Origin of the sequence: Pseudomonas sp. LjRoot277, from assembly GCF_964253845.1 — a bacterium.
In the GTDB taxonomy this organism is placed as follows: Bacteria; Pseudomonadota; Gammaproteobacteria; order Pseudomonadales; family Pseudomonadaceae; genus Aquipseudomonas.
In genome coordinates this window covers 670,430-686,726 of record NZ_CAXURI020000001.1, presented here as the reverse complement: position 1 = coordinate 686,726, position 16,297 = coordinate 670,430, and the positions used below count along the sequence as shown (strand labels likewise).

The following is a 16,297-nucleotide window of genomic DNA, read 5'->3' as shown; positions in this document are numbered from 1 at the left end:
GAGCGGCGTGAGGCTTAGTAACCCAGCGCGAAGTCTTCTTCTTTCATGTCCATCAGGTTGTTAGCGCCCGACAGCATGGTGACAACGTGAGTGCGGGTACGCGGCAGGATGCGCTGGAAGTAGAAGCGCGCAGTCTGCAGCTTGGCGGTGTAGAAAGCCGTTTCGGTGGTGCCGGCAGCCAGTTTCTCGGCAGCCAGACGCGCCATGTCAGCCCAGAAGTAAGCCAGGCAGGCGTAACCGGAGTACATCAGGTAATCCACCGAGGCCGCGCCGACTTCTTCGCGGTCTTTCATGGCAGCCATACCGACCTTCATGGTCAGCTCGCCCCATTCTTTGTTCAGCGCAGCCAATGGCTCGACAAACTCTTTGACCGCTTCGTTGCCTTCGTTGGTCTGGCAGAACTTGTGGACGATCTTGGTGAAACCTTTCAGGGCTTCGCCTTGAGTCATCAGCACTTTACGGCCCAGCAGATCGAGTGCCTGGATACCGGTGGTGCCTTCGTACAGCATCGAAATGCGGCTGTCGCGAACGTTCTGCTCCATGCCCCACTCGGCGATGAAGCCGTGGCCGCCGTAGATTTGCACGCCGTGGTTGGCAGATTCGAAGCCGACTTCAGTCATGAAAGCTTTGGCGATCGGCGTCATGAACGCCAGCAGTGCGTCGGCCTTCTTCTTCTCTTCTTCATCTACACCGTATTTGACGATATCGACTTGCTTGGCAGTAAAGTAAACCATCGCACGGTTACCTTCGGCGAAGGCCTTCATGGTCAACAGCATGCGACGTACGTCAGGGTGAACGATGATCGGGTCAGCAGCTTTTTCCGGCGCTTTCGGGCCAGTCAGGGAGCGCATTTGCAGACGATCACGAGCGTATTTCAGACCGCCCTGGAAGCCGATTTCGGCGTGAGCCAGACCTTGCAGCGCAGTACCCAGACGTGCGGTGTTCATAAAGGTGAACATGCAGTTCAGGCCTTTGTTCGCCGGGCCGATCAGGAAACCGGTGGCCGCGTCGAAGTTCATCACGCAGGTGGCGTTACCGTGGATGCCCATCTTGTGTTCCAGGGAACCACAGGTCACAGCGTTGCGTGCGCCGACCGAACCGTCTTCGTTTGGCATGAACTTGGGAACGATGAACAGCGAAATGCCTTTGGTGCCCGCAGGTGCATCCGGCAGACGTGCCAGCACGATGTGGACGATGTTGTCGGCCATGTCGTGTTCACCAGCCGAGATGAAGATCTTGGTGCCGGAGACTTTGTAGGAACCGTCGGCCTGAGGTTCGGCCTTGGTGCGCAGCATGCCCAGGTCGGTGCCGCAATGCGGTTCGGTCAGGCACATGGTGCCGGTCCATTCGCCGGAAACCAGCTTGGTCAGGTAAGCCTCTTGCTGCTCAGGCGTGCCGTGCTCGGAAATGGTGTTCATCGCGCCATGCGACAGGCCTGGGTACATGCCCCACGACCAGTTGGCTTCGCCAACCATTTCGCTGACGGCCAGACCCAGAGACTCCGGCAGGCCTTGGCCGCCGTGCTCTACGTCATGGGCCAGGCTTGGCCAGCCGCCTTCGACGAATTGTTTGTAGGCTTCTTTGAAGCCCGTCGGGGTTTTAACGCCGGACTCGCTCCAGGTGCAGCCTTCGGTGTCACCCACGCGGTTCAGCGGAGCCAGCACCTGCTCACAAAACTTGGCGCCTTCTTCGAGAATGGCGTCAACCATGTCTGGAGTTGCGTCCTGGCAAGCCGGAAGGCTCTGATAGTGCGCTTCGTAGCCGAGCAGTTCGTCACGAACGAAGCGAATATCACGCAAGGGGGCCTTGTAGTCAGGCATAGCGATAAACCTCTGCTGATGTAACCGGGAATGAACGACCGCGTTGATTTGTTGTGGCGGTCAAACAGTTGTTTGAAACATACGTTTACGCCCAAATCTTGTCAAGCGCCGATCCTTTGCCGTTCGTCATCACCCGAGGCAAATACCAGACCCACAGCAACGCAACACCGTCGCCTGAGCAATTACTGTGGAGGAAAGATTAGTTGAGAGAGAAGGACTCACGCAGAAAAACGCCGCGAACATTCGCGGCGTTGAGGGAGCGGGTTCAGCGAGGGTTCAAGCGAAAGTATCGATCAGCGTACCGAGTACTTCGTCGGATGCCTTGGCGACTTTGACGCCCAGTTCAACCTGAAATTTGCCTTGGGACATCTCGACCATATTGCTGGCCAGGTCCGACTGCTGACTGCGATCCACCGAGCGCAGACGATCAACCTGAGCCTCGGAAGACTGGCTGGTGACCGAACGCTCGATCGTCGTGTTGGCGATCTGGCCAGAGGCTTGATCGACACGGTTCTGCCCTGTCTGAATAGTGCTCAGACCGGCATAAAAAGCGGTGTTTCCTGAGATTTCCATGGGAGAACTCGTCCTACAAAGGATCAACAGCGGCCATTGAACCAGACCCACTGACAAAAGACCCGACAAAAACACTAATGGCACAGTGCCTTGTCATAGCTAGAACCCTAGTCCAGCAGATCCAGCTGCAGATACTCCGCCACCGCTTCAGCCGTCACCACCTTGAGTTTCGGCACTCGTCCAAGGCACGGTGCCGGGATCCGCTCAGCGAGTGTCGCGAGGTTTTCTTCCAGACGCGAAGTCTTTGGATCGATGATATTGGCCACCCACCCTGCCAACTGCAAACCGTCCTGAGCAATCGCCTCGGCCGTCAGCAGCGCATGATTGATGCAACCCAGGCGCACGCCCACCACCAGGATCACCGGCAGATCCAGCGCCATCGCCAGGTCCGACAAATTGTCCTGATCCGCCAAAGGCACCCGCCAGCCTCCAGCACCTTCGATCAAGGTGAAGTCCGCTTGCATATCGAGAATCTCCCGCATGGGCGTCAACAGTGATTGCACCGTCAATGCCACGCCGGCCTCCCTCGCTGCCAGATGCGGTGCGATCGGCGGTTCGAACGCCATAGGGTTGACCTGTGCATAAGTCAAAGGCACTGAGCACTGCGCCAACAACGCCAATGCATCAGCGTTGCGCAAGCCCTTGGGCGTCACATCGCAACCGGAGGCGACCGGCTTGCCCGCCGCCGTGCTCAAACCGGCCGACCGCGCGGCATGCAGCAAAGCTGCGGCAATGGTGGTCTTGCCGACATCGGTGTCAGTGCCGGTGATGAAATAGGCTGCGCTCATAAGGGTTTCTCCAACACGGCGTAGACCACTTGATAAGTCGCCGGCAATCCTTTGGCCTGACGAAACCGCTCATATGCCTCGATCAAACCGAGGATCCGCGCCCTGCCGGTCAAACCACCCGGCCGACCGGGGTTCAGGTTGTGTGCGCCCAGCGCCTTCAGCTCATGGGTCAGGCTGCGCACATCCGGGTAATGCAACACGTGCGGTCGGGTTTCCAGACTCGCGACGCTCAACCCACTGTCCGCGCAAAGCTGTTGATAAACCCCGAACTCGCGGAAGCTGTTGACGTGCACCATGCCATCCACCTGACGCCAGCTGTCACGCAGCTCGAACAGTGTGCCTACGCACAGACTAGCAAACGCGAAAATTCCGCCTGGTTTCAGCACCCGATTGGCTTCACTGAGTACCGAAGCGAAGTCCGCACACCACTGCACCGCCAGGCTGGAGAAGATCAGATCGCAGGTCGAATCCTGCAACGGCAACTGCTCGGCATCGCCAGCGATGAAATGCGTTGCACCACCCAACGGCCGAGCGTGATTGAGCATGCCTTCGGCGATGTCCAGTGCCAGGCCGTGACTGGCAGGAAATCGCTCGCCCAATGCACGACTGAAATGCCCGGTGCCGCAGCCCAGATCCAGCCACACACCCGGCACGAAGTCCTCAGGCAAACGACTCGACAATTCACTGCCAACGTCGCGCTGAAATTCGGCCACGCTGTCGTAGCTTGCCGCCGCACGGGAAAAAGATGCCGCCACCTGGCGTTTGTCGGGCAAGCCGCCGGGCAGGTTGGGAAGAGATAAATCAGTCATCACCGGACTCATGCAAAAAGGCCTGAATCGCCCCCGCCACACCGTGAGGGTCTTCCAGAAGAAACGCGTGACTGGCCTGCTCGATCAGACCGATTTCAACATCCGGCAGCAATGTCAGCAGGTCGCCCGCCGCTTCGGCTGGAACCAGTCCATCGAGGCCGGCGAACAAGTGCAGTTGCGGGCCGCGAAACGCCTGCAAAGCCTGGCGGGTATCCAGTTGTGCGAGCAACTCCAGGCCGCTCATCAATACCTCTGCCGAAGTATGTGGCGCGCCACCGAGCAACAGCCGAGACAACCCGCGCGGGTCTTCGGCCCCCTGAGCGCAGAGCAGCGAAAAACGCTTCAACGTCATGCGCGGATCAGCCTTGCAACCGGCCAGAAACGCATCGAAGGTTTCGGCAGGCATCGCACTCGGCCATTGCTCATGGGCGACAAAAGAAGGATTGCTCGCCAGGGTCAACAAGCCGCAGCAGCGATCGCCGCGCCGGGCCGCCAACTCTGAAGCGAGCATGCCGCCGAGCGACCAGCCGCCGAGCCAGGCGTCCTGAGGCAACGTCGAGTCCAGCTCATCGAGCCACTCCTCAAAATCGCTTGATTCCAGTTCCGGCAACGGCTCGATCTCGACCCGCAAGTGTTCATCCAGTCCTTGCAACGCTGCCGCCAAGGGCTCCAGCGGAGAAATTCCGAGGCCCCAGCCGGGCAGCAGAATCAGACGATCACGCATGGCTTGGCTCCGGTCCCAGTTGTTGAAAACAATCGGCCAGTCCATTTAACAATAGCTGTACCTGCGCCTCGCTGTGCGCAGCGGTCAGGGTCACCCGCAGTCGGGCGCTGCCAGCGGGCACGGTCGGAGGACGGATCGCAGTGACCATCAGACCGCGCTCACGCAGCATCTGCGACAGTCGAACCGCACGTCCGGCATCACCGATCATGATCGGCTGGATCGGCGTGAAGCTGTCCATCAACTCCAGGCCGATTTGTTCGGCACCGTGGCGGAACTGGGCAATGAGCGTCTTCAGATGCTCACGACGCCAGTGTTCGGTGCGCAGCAACTCGAGGCTTTTCAGCGTCGCGCAGGCCAGCGCCGGCGGCTGGCTGGTGGTGTAAATGTAGGGGCGGGCGAACTGGATCAGGCTCTCGATCAGCTCTTCGCTGCCAGCCACGAAAGCCCCGGCCGTACCGAATGCCTTGCCGAGGGTGCCGACCAAAACCGGCACATCTTCCTGGCTCAGGCCGAAGTGCTCGACGATCCCGCCACCATTAGCGCCCAGCGGACCAAACCCGTGAGCGTCATCGACCATCAACCATGCACCTTTGGCCCTGGCTTCCCGAGCCAGCGTCGGCAGGTCGGCGATGTCGCCGTCCATGCTGAACACGCCGTCGGTGACCACCAGGGTATTGCCGGTCGCCTTCTCAAGACGCTTGGCCAGACTCGCTGCGTCGTTGTGCAGATAGCGATTGAAGCGCGCACCGGACAACAGACCTGCATCCAGCAGGGACGCGTGATTGAGCCGGTCTTCCAGCACCGTATCGCCCTGCCCGACCAGCGCAGTGACTGCGCCGAGGTTGGCCATGTAACCGGTGGTGAACAACAACGCGCGCGGTCGACCGGTGAAATCGGCCAGGGCCTCTTCCAGCGCATGATGCGGGCTGCTGTGGCCGATAACCAAATGCGACGCGCCGCCGCCGACACCCCAACGGGCCGCACCGGCGCGCCAGGCTTCGATCACTTGCGGGTGATTGGCCAGACCCAGGTAGTCGTTGTTACAGAACGCCAGCAACGGCTGACCATCGACCACCACTTCCGGGCCTTGAGGGCTTTCGAGCAATGGACGTTGGCGGTAGAGATTTTCGGCACGACGGGCAGCAAGGCGCGCGCTGAGATCGAAAGACATGCAGGCCTCGGGCAGTCAGATTACATAATCCAAGGTTGGGTACAATCAATGTGGGAGCGGGCTTGCTCGCGAAGACGGACTGACATTCAACGTTGATGTCGACTGTGCCGCCGCTTTCGCGAGCAAGCCCGCTCCCACACTCGATTTGTGTCGAATCAGATTGCGGCGTTATAGAACTGCTCGCTGCTCTTCTGCTCAACCAGCGCTTGTTCGATCGCGGCCTGATGCACTTCGTCAGCGTGCTCTTCGCGCGCTTCCGGCAGGATGCCCAGACGCGAAAACAGTTGCATGTCCTTGTCAGCCTGCGGGTTGGCGGTAGTCAGCAGTTTTTCGCCGTAGAAAATCGAGTTGGCACCGGCGAAGAACGCCAGGGCCTGCATCTGCTCGTTCATCGCTTCGCGGCCGGCGGACAGGCGCACGTGGGATTGCGGCATCAGAATGCGTGCGACAGCGAGCATGCGGATGAAGTCGAACGGGTCGATATCGTCAGCATTTTCCAGCGGCGTACCGGCGACTTTTACCAGCATGTTGATCGGCACCGATTCCGGGTGTTCCGGCAGGTTGGCCAACTGGATCAGCAGATTGGCGCGATCATCAAGCGACTCGCCCATGCCGAGGATGCCGCCGGAGCAGATCTTCATCCCCGATTCACGCACGTAAGCCAGGGTTTGCAGGCGCTCGCTGTAGGTGCGGGTGGTGATGATGCTGCCGTAGAACTCCGGCGAGGTATCGAGGTTGTGGTTGTAGTAGTCGAGGCCGGCGTCGGCCAGTGCAACGGTCTGGTCCTGATCCAGACGACCGAGGGTCATGCAGGTTTCCAGGCCCATGGCTTTCACGCCTTTGACCATTTCCAGCACGTAAGGCATGTCTTTGGCCGACGGATGTTTCCACGCCGCGCCCATGCAGAAACGGGTCGAACCGATGGCCTTGGCGCGCGCGGCCTCTTCGAGGACCTTCTGCACTTCCATCAGCTTTTCTTTTTCCAGGCCGGTGTTGTAGTGACCGGACTGCGGACAATATTTGCAATCTTCCGGGCAGGCACCGGTCTTGATCGACAGCAGCGTCGACACCTGGACCCGATTGGCGTCGAAATGCGCGCGGTGCACCGTCTGCGCCTGAAACAACAGGTCATTGAATGGCTGAACGAAGAGTGCTTTGACTTCGGCCAAAGACCAGTCATGACGCAGGGTTGCAGTGGTGCTGGCGCTCATGGGCGTTTCCTTTGTTTTATGCTTGGCAAGCGACTGGGGAATGGAATACCCACAGACGCGACACGGATGTTCGGCATATTTAAGGAAGACTCATGCGCTGTCAACCACGATACGAAGGACAGGTTTACATCTGGTTAAAAAATGAACAATTCTGTTTGCTCTGTTCAGAACCCGCCGATGAATGCACACCCATCTGCATGGCCTGTGAAACGGAGTTGCCCTGGCTGGGCGATAAATGCCAAACCTGCGCCCTGCCGTTGCCCACCGCTGGTCTGACCTGCGGCCAATGCCTGAAACAACCGCCAGCGTTTGAACGGGTCGCTACGCCCTGGACTTACAGTTTTCCGGTGGACACGCTGATCACACGCTTCAAACACTCTGCGAAGTGGCCGTTTGGTCGCCTGCTCGCCGAACTTCTCGCTCAGTTCCTGCAACATCGCTTCGATGAAGACCTGAATCGACCCGACGCGCTCATCCCGGTTCCGCTGGCCACCAAACGCCTGCGCCAACGGGGTTTCAACCAGGCCGCGATGCTCGCCCGCTGGCTCGGCACCCGCCTCGACATTCCGTGCGATGAAACGCTGTTGCTGAGGATTCAGGACACCAGCGCCCAACAAGACCTGAATGCCGAGGCCCGCAAAAAGAACCTGCGCAACGCCTTCGCCCTGACGCCCGATGCGTGCATCAAGGGTCGTCATTTAGCATTGGTGGACGATGTGTTGACCACCGGCGCCACGGCGCAAGCCTTGGCTCGTCTGTTGATGGACGCCGGCGCCGCACGTGTCGACGTCTATTGCCTGGCCCGCACACCCAAACCCGGCGATGCGCCCTGACTTGACTCCCGGGCCCCAAGCCGCCAACGTCCTTCCCATCGCCACAGCCCAAAGCGTCTTGCCATGTCCTTGCCTACGTTGTTGTCCCAGCACATCGTCCGTCGTCCGCAGCGCATCGCGTTGCTGCAACACATCGCCGAACAGGGCTCGATCACCCGTGCCGCGAAAAGCGCGGGGCTGAGCTACAAAGCGGCCTGGGACGCCATCGACGAGTTGAACAACCTCGCGCAAAAACCGTTGGTGGAGCGCAGTGTCGGCGGCAAGGGCGGCGGCGGCGCCAAACTCTCCAGCGAAGGCGAGCGCGTCTTGCGCCTGTATCAAAAGCTGCAAGCTTTGCAGGCTCAGGTGCTGGAAGCCGCCGAAGATGCCAGCGATCTCGACCTGCTCGGCCGACTGATGCTCAGAACCAGCGCGCGCAATCAACTGCATGGCAAGGTCGTGGCGATTGATAACCAAGGGCACAACGACCGTATTCGTCTTGAATTGGCCGAAGGTTTGAACATCGATGCGCAGATCACTCACGACAGCACCCTGCGTCTGGAACTCGAAACCGGCACCGAAGTGGTCGCACTGATCAAGGCCGGCTGGCTGGAGTTGCTGGGCATCGATCAAGGGGCAACACCCGGCAATAATTGCCTGAAGGGGATCATCGAGGAAATTCTCGACGCCGAGGACGGCCCCAGCGAAGTGCGCATCGGCCTGCCCAATGGCCAGACACTCTGCGCACTGGCCGAACCGCTGCACTTGAGAACCCTCGGCCTCGCCGCCGATAAACCGGTGCGGGTGCAGTTCGCGCCATCCAACGTTTTACTCGGTACACCGCTTTGAAACACAAGTGTCATTAACGCTCATTAAGGTGACTGCAAAAACCCGCAGGGAGCCTGATGTGAGCCTATTAGAAGACAACCAATCCACCGACCTCGAGAAAATGGTCGGCCTCAGCCGCCGAGGTTTCATCAGCGCCGGCGCCCTTTGTGGTGCCGCGATGTTCCTGGGCGGCAACCTGCTGAGCCGCAGCGTGCTGGCCGCGAGCGTCAGCGCCGGCTCCAGCAAACTGTTGGGTTTTGACAGTATTCCCGCCGCCACCAGCGACGCCATCACTCTGCCGCCAGGCTACAAATCTTCGGTATTGATCAGCTGGGGCCAGCCCCTGCAGAAGAACGGCCCGGCGTTCGACCCAAGTGGCAACGGCACAGCCGAACATCAGGAAGCGCAGTTCGGCGACAACAACGACGGCATGAGCCTGTTCGAGTTTCCCGGTGACAAAAACCGGGCGCTGATGGCGATCAACAACGAATACACCAACTATCGCTACCTCTACGCCCACGGCGGCATGCCGCAGTCGGCTGCTGACGTGCGCAAGGCGTTGGCCTGCGAAGGCGTGTCGGTAATCGAAGTGCAGCGCAAGAAAGGCCAGTGGCATTTCGTCCAGGGCTCGCGCTACAACCGGCGCATTCACGGCAACGCGCCAATCAGCCTGAGCGGCCCGGCCGCCGGCCACGAACTGCTGAAAACCAGTGCCGACCCACACGGCAAGAACGTCCTTGGCACCTTCCAGAACTGCGCCAACGGCAAGACGCCGTGGGGCACGTACCTGACCTGCGAAGAAAACTTCACTGACTGCTTCGGCAGCAGCAATGCCGAACAAAAGTTCGACGCCGCGCAGAAACGCTACGGCGCGGTGGCGGCGAGCAAAGAGATCAACTGGCACCCACACGACGAGCGTTTCGACCTGGCGAAAAACCCCAACGAACTCAACCGTCACGGTTGGGTCGTGGAGATCGACCCGTTCGACCCGCAATCGACGCCGGTCAAACGCACCGCGCTGGGCCGCTTCAAACATGAAAACGCCGCCCTGGCCGAAACCAGTGACGGTCACGCCGTGGTGTACATGGGCGACGATGAGCGCGGCGAGTTCATCTACAAATTCGTCAGCCGCGACAAGATCAACCACAAAAAACCCAAGGCCAACCGCGACCTGCTGGACCACGGCACCTTGTACGTGGCGCGTTTCGACGCGGGCGACGGCAATGCCGATCACCCGAAAGGCCAGGGCGAATGGATCGAACTGACCCACGGCAAAAACGGCATCGACGCCAGCAGCGGTTTCGCCGACCAGGCCGAAGTGTTGATTCACGCGCGCCTCGCGGCCAGCGTGGTGAAAGCCACGCGCATGGACCGTCCGGAATGGATCGTCGTCAGCCCCAAGGATGGCCAGGTCTATTGCACGCTGACCAACAACGCCAAGCGAGGAGAGGATGGCCAGCCGGTGGGCGGACCAAACCCTCGCGAGAAGAACGTCTACGGACAGATTCTGCGTTGGCGCACCGACCGTGACGATCACGGTGCCAAAAGCTTTTCCTGGGACCTGTTTGTGGTCGCCGGCAACCCCGGTGTTCACGCCGGCACGCCGAAGGGCGGTTCGTCGAACATCACGCCGCAGAACATGTTCAACAGCCCGGACGGCTTGGGTTTCGACAAGGACGGAAGGTTGTGGATTCTCACCGATGGCGATTCGAGCAATGCCGGCGACTTCGCGGGCATGGGCAACAATCAGATGCTCTGCGCTGATCCGGTCACCGGGGAGATACGTCGCTTCATGGTCGGGCCGGTGGGTTGCGAAGTGACGGGGATCAGCTTCTCGCCGGATCAGAAGACCTTGTTTGTCGGGATTCAGCATCCGGGGGAAAACGGCGGGTCGACGTTCCCTGAGCATCTGCCGAATGGCAAGCCGCGGTCTTCGGTGATGGCGATTTCCCGCGAGGATGGCGGGATCGTCGGCGCCTGATAAGGCCTCTTCGCGAGCAAGCCCGCTCCCACAGTGGATCTTCAGTGTGAATGCAAATTGCGGCACACCTTAGATCTAATGTGGGAGCGGCGGTGCGACGATTCGACTTGCTCGCGAAGGCGTCAGCCCAGACAACACTCATCTCAAGCCCAACCCCCTAAAGAAGCCCCGTCTGCGCTACCATGCTTGGCCGGACGCGGCAGCCTGCTGCGCGCAGGAGTCAGCATGGCCCACCCGTTTGCAACCCTCACCCCAGACCTCGTGCTCGATGCCGTCGAAAGCATCGGCTTTCTCAGCGACGCGCGCATTCTGGCGCTCAACAGCTACGAGAACCGTGTCTATCAGGTCGGTATCGAAGACTCCGAGCCGCTGATCGCCAAGTTCTACCGTCCGCAGCGCTGGACCAATGAAGCGATTCTCGAAGAACACCAATTCACCTTCGAACTCGCCGAGTGCGACGTGCCGGTGGTCGCGCCGATGATTCACAACGGCGCCAGCCTGCACGAACACAACGGTTTCCGATTCACCCTGTTTCCCCGTCGTGGGGGCCGAGCGCCGGAGCCCGGCAATCTCGATCAGCTGTATCGCTTGGGGCAACTGCTCGGTCGTCTGCACGCCGTCGGCACTACAAAACCGTTCGAATACCGCGAAGCGCTGGGCGTGAAGAACTTTGGGCATGACTCGCTGACGACATTGCTCGAAGGCAATTTCGTACCTAAAAGCCTGCTGCCCGCCTACGAGTCCGTGGCCCGAGACCTGCTGAAACGGGTGGAAGAGGTCTACAACGTTACGCCGCACAAGAACATCCGCATGCACGGCGACTGCCACCCCGGCAACATGATGTGCCGCGACGAGATGTTCCACATCGTCGACCTCGACGACTGCCGCATGGGCCCGGCGGTGCAGGACATCTGGATGATGCTGGCGGGGGATCGTCAGGAATGTCTCGGTCAGTTGTCGGAATTGATGGACGGCTACAGTGAGTTCCACGACTTCGATCCGCGGGAACTGGCGTTGATCGAACCGCTGCGCGCCTTGCGCCTGATGCACTACAGCGCCTGGCTCGCCCGCCGCTGGGACGACCCGGCGTTCCCGCACAGTTTTCCGTGGTTTGGTAGTGAACGGTATTGGGGCGACCAAGTGTTGGCCTTGCGCGAACAGTTGGCTGCCCTGAATGAAGAACCCCTAAAGCTCTTCTAACCACCACAGATCCCCTGTGGGAGCGGGCTTGCTCGCGAAGACGGACTGCCATTCACCGATGATGTCGACTTTACTGACGCCTTCGCGAGCAAGTCGAATCGTCGCACCGCCGCCCCCACATTGGTCCGCGACCATTCCTGCAAATCTCCTTACAATCCCCTCTTTGTTAGCTGCCTAAGCAAGGATTCTGCATGCAAGCCGCCAACCCGCGTCGCGGGTACATCCTGGGCCTGAGTGCCTACATCATCTGGGGACTTTTCCCGCTCTACTTCAAAGCCATCGCCAGCGTGCCCGCCGTGGAGATCATCATCCACCGAGTGCTCTGGTCCGCGCTGTTCGGCGCCTTGCTGCTGATGGTGTGGAAACATCCGGGCTGGTGGCGCGAGTTGCGTGATAACCCGAAACGCCTGGCGATCCTGGCCCTGAGCGGCACGTTGATCGCGGCCAACTGGCTGACCTACGTCTGGTCGGTGAACAACGGGCGCATGCTCGAAGCCAGTCTCGGTTACTACATCAACCCGCTGGTGAACGTGCTGTTGGGCATGCTGATCCTTGGCGAACGACTGCGGCGCATGCAATGGCTGGCGGTTGGCCTGGCGGCGGTCGGCGTCGCGCAGCAGGTCTGGCAAGTCGGCAGTCTGCCGTGGGTGTCCCTGGTGCTGGCGCTGACGTTCGGTTTCTACGGACTGATCCGCAAGCAGGCACCGGTCAAGGCGTTGCCGGGTCTGGTGGTGGAAACCTGGATGCTGGTGCCGATTGCCGTCGCGTGGTTGTTGTTCAACCCCACTGCAAGCAGTGCTCAAGCCGAATTCTGGACCACGTCCGAAGCCTGGTGGCTGGTGGCCGCTGGTCCGGTGACGCTGGTGCCGCTGGTGTGTTTCAACGCCGCAGCAAGGCATTTGCCCTACACGACGTTGGGATTTCTCCAGTACCTGGCGCCGACGCTGGTGCTGTTGCAAGCCGTTCTGCTGTTTGGCGAACAGTTGTCGTCGAGCACACTGGTGGCATTCATCTTTATCTGGGCGGGCCTGGCGGTTTACAGCGTCGACGCGTGGATAAGTCTGCGACGCCGCCGCTGATCAAAAAACGTACAAACCTCTGCAGGCCACGGCTACCTTGGCCTGGCGGGCTGTCTCTACAGGTTATCCACAGGCAGGTGCACGTATAACTTGGATAACCTGCTCAGGGTTCACTGCGCAGCACCAATTCGACCATCAAATCATCCGCCAGGGTTTCCAGGCGCGATTGCAGCACGTCCAGAGACAGCGTCAGCGGCACCGCCAGAATCGCTTCAGCGTGAAATAAAGGCTCGCTGCTCATCGGCGCCGGACGTACTTCGGTCACCAGACGCTCCAGGTTCACCCCCTGCTCACTCAGCAGACGCGTGATGTCACGTACGATCCCCGGGCGGTCATTGCCCACCAATTCCATGGCTATCGGTTTCCAGGTGCAGGATTGCTCGATGCCGCTTTCGGCAATCAGCACGCGAATGCCATGGGCCGACAGCGCCTGTAGGGCATCCACCAGTTCGTCGTAGGCCTCGGCCGGCACGCCCACACGAAGAATCCCGGCGAACTGCCCGGCCATGCGCGACATGCGGCTCTCCAGCCAATTGCCGCCGTGCTCGGCGATGCATTGGGCTATGCGCTCGACCTGCCCTGGCTTGTCCGGAGCGAATACAGTGAGTACGAGGTGGTCCATGGCGCAGCCCTCTTGTCATGACTTTTGTTATAGAAGACCAAGTATAGGCAAGGGCCGGGAATCGGCTCGGCGTCTCAGAAAACCAAACCCCCATAGCTGGGCAATGAAGATTATGTGTACAAGTTTTTATATTTAACTGGAACAATCCAATGGTTTTTTGAGAACATCCCGTACCCCGACGTGACCGCAATGCGTCATAGCGTCGCAGAACGACGTAATTAGTCTAATTTTCACAAGCGCAATTCATCATGTAGTATGCCGCAGCGCGCACTACATAACGCCGGATCGATGTCTGCCGCAGATGCAGCCACAACCCTGAAAGCCCCGTCAGCAAGGCCTAAACGCCGTTGATTGGTCATAACCCAGCCGCCCGCAATGGCATGTACTGGTCAAAAGGTTTGTGGTTTAAATGCCAAAGGCTTCATTGTTAAATTGAAGAGCTGAAAAGCGAAATAGCTGAGCAGAGTGAGGCAAGCAATGACTGAACACGTTCAAGTCGGTGGCCTGCAGGTCGCCAAAGTCCTGTTCGACTTCGTGAACAACGAAGCCATTCCCGGTACCGGCCTCACCGCCGATAAGTTCTGGGCCGGTGCCGACAAGGTCATTCATGACCTGGCGCCGAAGAACAAAGCCCTACTCGCCAAACGCGATGATATCCAGGCTCGTATCGATGGCTGGCACCAATCCCATACCGGTCAGGCGCACGACGCCGTGGCTTATAAGGCCTTCTTGCAAGACATCGGTTATCTGCTGCCAGAAGCGGCTGATTTCCAGGCAACGACGCAAAACGTCGATGACGAAATCGCCCGCATGGCCGGTCCACAGCTTGTGGTTCCGGTGATGAACGCCCGTTTCGCGCTCAATGCCTCGAACGCCCGTTGGGGTTCGCTGTATGACGCGCTCTACGGCACCGATGCCATCAGCGAAGCTGACGGCGCGGAAAAAGGCAAAGGCTACAACAAGGTTCGCGGCGACAAGGTCATCGCCTTCGCCCGCGCCTTCCTCGACGAAGCGGCGCCATTGGCTGCCGGCACTCACGTCGATTCCACCGGCTACAAGATCGTTGACGGCAAACTGGTGGTCGCCCTTAAAGGCGGCAGCAATACCGGCCTGCGCAACGATGCACAGCTGATCGGTTTCCACGGCGATGCAGCCGCACCGACCGCGATCCTGCTGAAAAACAACGGCCTGCACTTTGAAATCCAGGTCGATGCCAGCACCCCGGTCGGCCAGACCGATGCTGCCGGCCTCAAAGACATCCTGATGGAAGCCGCGCTGACCACCATCATGGACTGCGAAGACTCGGTCGCCGCCGTCGATGCCGATGACAAAGTGGTGATCTACCGCAACTGGCTCGGCCTGATGAAGGGCGATCTGTCGGAAGAAGTCTCCAAGGGCGGTCAGACCTTTACCCGCACCATGAACGCCGACCGCACCTACACCGCCCTCGATGGCAGCGAGTTGAGCCTGCATGGTCGTTCGCTGCTGTTCGTGCGCAACGTCGGTCACCTGATGACCATCGACGCGATCCTCGATAAGGATGGCAACGAAGTGCCGGAAGGCATCCTCGACGGCCTGGTCACCAGCCTCGCGGCAATCCACAGCCTCAACGGTAACAATTCGCGCAAGAACAGCCGCACCGGCTCGGTCTACATCGTGAAACCGAAGATGCATGGCCCGGAAGAAGCGGCGTTCACCAACGAGCTGTTCGGTCGCATCGAAGAAGTACTCGGTCTGCCGCGCAACACGCTGAAAGTCGGGATCATGGACGAGGAACGCCGTACCACGGTCAACCTCAAGGCCTGCATCAAGGCTGCCAGCGAGCGTGTAGTGTTCATCAACACCGGGTTCCTCGACCGTACCGGTGATGAAATTCACACCTCCATGGAAGCCGGCCCGATGGTGCGCAAGGCGGACATGAAGGCTGAGAAGTGGATCGGCGCCTACGAGAACTGGAACGTCGATATCGGTTTGAGCACCGGCCTGCAAGGTCGCGCCCAGATCGGTAAAGGCATGTGGGCCATGCCGGACCTGATGGCAGCGATGCTCGAACAGAAAATCGCTCACCCGCTGGCCGGTGCCAACACTGCCTGGGTTCCATCGCCGACCGCTGCTGCGCTGCACGCGCTGCACTATCACAAGGTCAATGTGTTCGCCCGTCAGGCTGAACTGGCCAATCGTGCGCGCGCTTCGGTGGATGACATCCTGACCATCCCGTTGGCCGTCAATCCAGACTGGACTGCAGAGCAGATCAAGAACGAACTGGACAACAACGCCCAGGGCATTCTCGGTTACGTGGTGCGCTGGATCGACCAGGGCGTGGGTTGTTCGAAAGTGCCGGACATCAACGACGTCGGCCTGATGGAAGACCGTGCGACGCTACGGATTTCCAGCCAGCACATCGCCAACTGGCTGCGTCACGGCATCGTCACCGAAGATCAGGTCATGGAAAGCCTCAAGCGCATGGCGCCAGTGGTTGACCGTCAGAACGCCAATGATCCGCTGTATCGTCCGCTGGCACCTGACTTCGACAGCAACATCGCCTTCCAGGCGGCGGTCGAACTGGTGGTCGAAGGCACCAAACAGCCGAACGGCTACACCGAGCCGGTTCTGCACCGTCGCCGCCGCGAGTTCAAGGCTGCCAATGGCCTGTAACTAAGCGATGACGCCGGACAAAAA

General features: G+C 59.9%; 14 protein-coding genes. 6 read left to right on the top strand and 8 right to left on the bottom strand.

Going from position 1 to position 16,297, the window contains the following annotated elements; genetic code table 11:
* Positions 1-14: 14 nt before the first annotated feature.
* From ACSQ87_RS03240 to bioB, 7 genes are all read right to left on the bottom strand, one after another.
* A complete protein-coding gene (locus tag ACSQ87_RS03240) occupies positions 15-1,820 on the bottom strand; it encodes a phenylacyl-CoA dehydrogenase (protein WP_056741279.1) in 1,806 nt (601 codons plus the stop codon).
* Between the two features lie 276 nt (positions 1,821-2,096).
* Positions 2,097-2,393: a pyrroloquinoline quinone biosynthesis protein PqqE gene (locus ACSQ87_RS03235; protein WP_150658478.1), complete on the bottom strand. Its 297-nt coding sequence runs from the start codon at positions 2,391-2,393 to the stop codon at positions 2,097-2,099.
* 107 nt (positions 2,394-2,500) lie between these two features.
* Positions 2,501-3,181, bottom strand: a complete 681-nt coding sequence (gene bioD, locus ACSQ87_RS03230) for a dethiobiotin synthase (protein ID WP_223431261.1) — start codon at positions 3,179-3,181, stop codon at positions 2,501-2,503.
* Positions 3,178-3,990, bottom strand: coding sequence for a malonyl-ACP O-methyltransferase BioC (gene bioC, locus ACSQ87_RS03225; RefSeq protein WP_436273352.1), 813 nt, complete (start codon positions 3,988-3,990; stop codon positions 3,178-3,180). Before bioC ends, bioD begins: the two co-directional genes overlap by 4 nt.
* Positions 3,983-4,714, bottom strand: a complete 732-nt coding sequence (locus tag ACSQ87_RS03220) for an alpha/beta fold hydrolase (RefSeq protein WP_223431259.1) — start codon at positions 4,712-4,714, stop codon at positions 3,983-3,985. The genes bioC and ACSQ87_RS03220 overlap by 8 nt, the downstream gene beginning before the upstream one ends.
* Entirely contained in the window at positions 4,707-5,885 is a 1,179-nt protein-coding gene (bioF, locus tag ACSQ87_RS03215; RefSeq protein WP_223431258.1) for an 8-amino-7-oxononanoate synthase, read from the bottom strand. Before bioF ends, ACSQ87_RS03220 begins: the two co-directional genes overlap by 8 nt.
* Positions 5,886-6,040: 155 nt before the next feature.
* A complete protein-coding gene (gene bioB, locus ACSQ87_RS03210) occupies positions 6,041-7,096 on the bottom strand; it encodes a biotin synthase BioB (protein ID WP_223431257.1) in 1,056 nt (351 codons plus the stop codon).
* A 92-nt stretch (positions 7,097-7,188) separates the two neighbouring features.
* Here bioB and ACSQ87_RS03205 point away from each other — a divergent pair, with 92 nt between their 5' ends.
* From ACSQ87_RS03205 to rarD, 5 genes are all read left to right on the top strand, one after another.
* Entirely contained in the window at positions 7,189-7,929 is a 741-nt protein-coding gene (locus ACSQ87_RS03205) for a ComF family protein (RefSeq protein ID WP_436273351.1), read from the top strand.
* Between the two features lie 63 nt (positions 7,930-7,992).
* Complete coding sequence (locus tag ACSQ87_RS03200) at positions 7,993-8,757, top strand: TOBE domain-containing protein (RefSeq protein ID WP_223431255.1); 765 nt, start codon at positions 7,993-7,995, stop codon at positions 8,755-8,757.
* 58 nt (positions 8,758-8,815) lie between these two features.
* On the top strand, positions 8,816-10,717 hold the full coding sequence (locus ACSQ87_RS03195; RefSeq protein WP_436273350.1) for a PhoX family protein: 1,902 nt from the start codon (positions 8,816-8,818) through the stop codon (positions 10,715-10,717).
* Between the two features lie 225 nt (positions 10,718-10,942).
* A complete protein-coding gene (locus ACSQ87_RS03190) occupies positions 10,943-11,917 on the top strand; it encodes a serine/threonine protein kinase (protein WP_436273349.1) in 975 nt (324 codons plus the stop codon).
* Positions 11,918-12,108: 191 nt separating this feature from the next.
* A complete protein-coding gene (gene rarD, locus ACSQ87_RS03185) occupies positions 12,109-12,996 on the top strand; it encodes an EamA family transporter RarD (protein ID WP_436273348.1) in 888 nt (295 codons plus the stop codon).
* A 103-nt stretch (positions 12,997-13,099) separates the two neighbouring features.
* Here rarD and ACSQ87_RS03180 read toward each other — a convergent pair whose 3' ends face one another.
* Entirely contained in the window at positions 13,100-13,618 is a 519-nt protein-coding gene (locus tag ACSQ87_RS03180; RefSeq protein WP_007947710.1) for a glycine cleavage system protein R, read from the bottom strand.
* 477 nt (positions 13,619-14,095) lie between these two features.
* On the opposite strand from ACSQ87_RS03180, the gene ACSQ87_RS03175 reads away from it, so the two are divergent.
* Entirely contained in the window at positions 14,096-16,273 is a 2,178-nt protein-coding gene (locus ACSQ87_RS03175; protein ID WP_436273347.1) for a malate synthase G, read from the top strand.
* Positions 16,274-16,297: the final 24 nt, after the last annotated feature.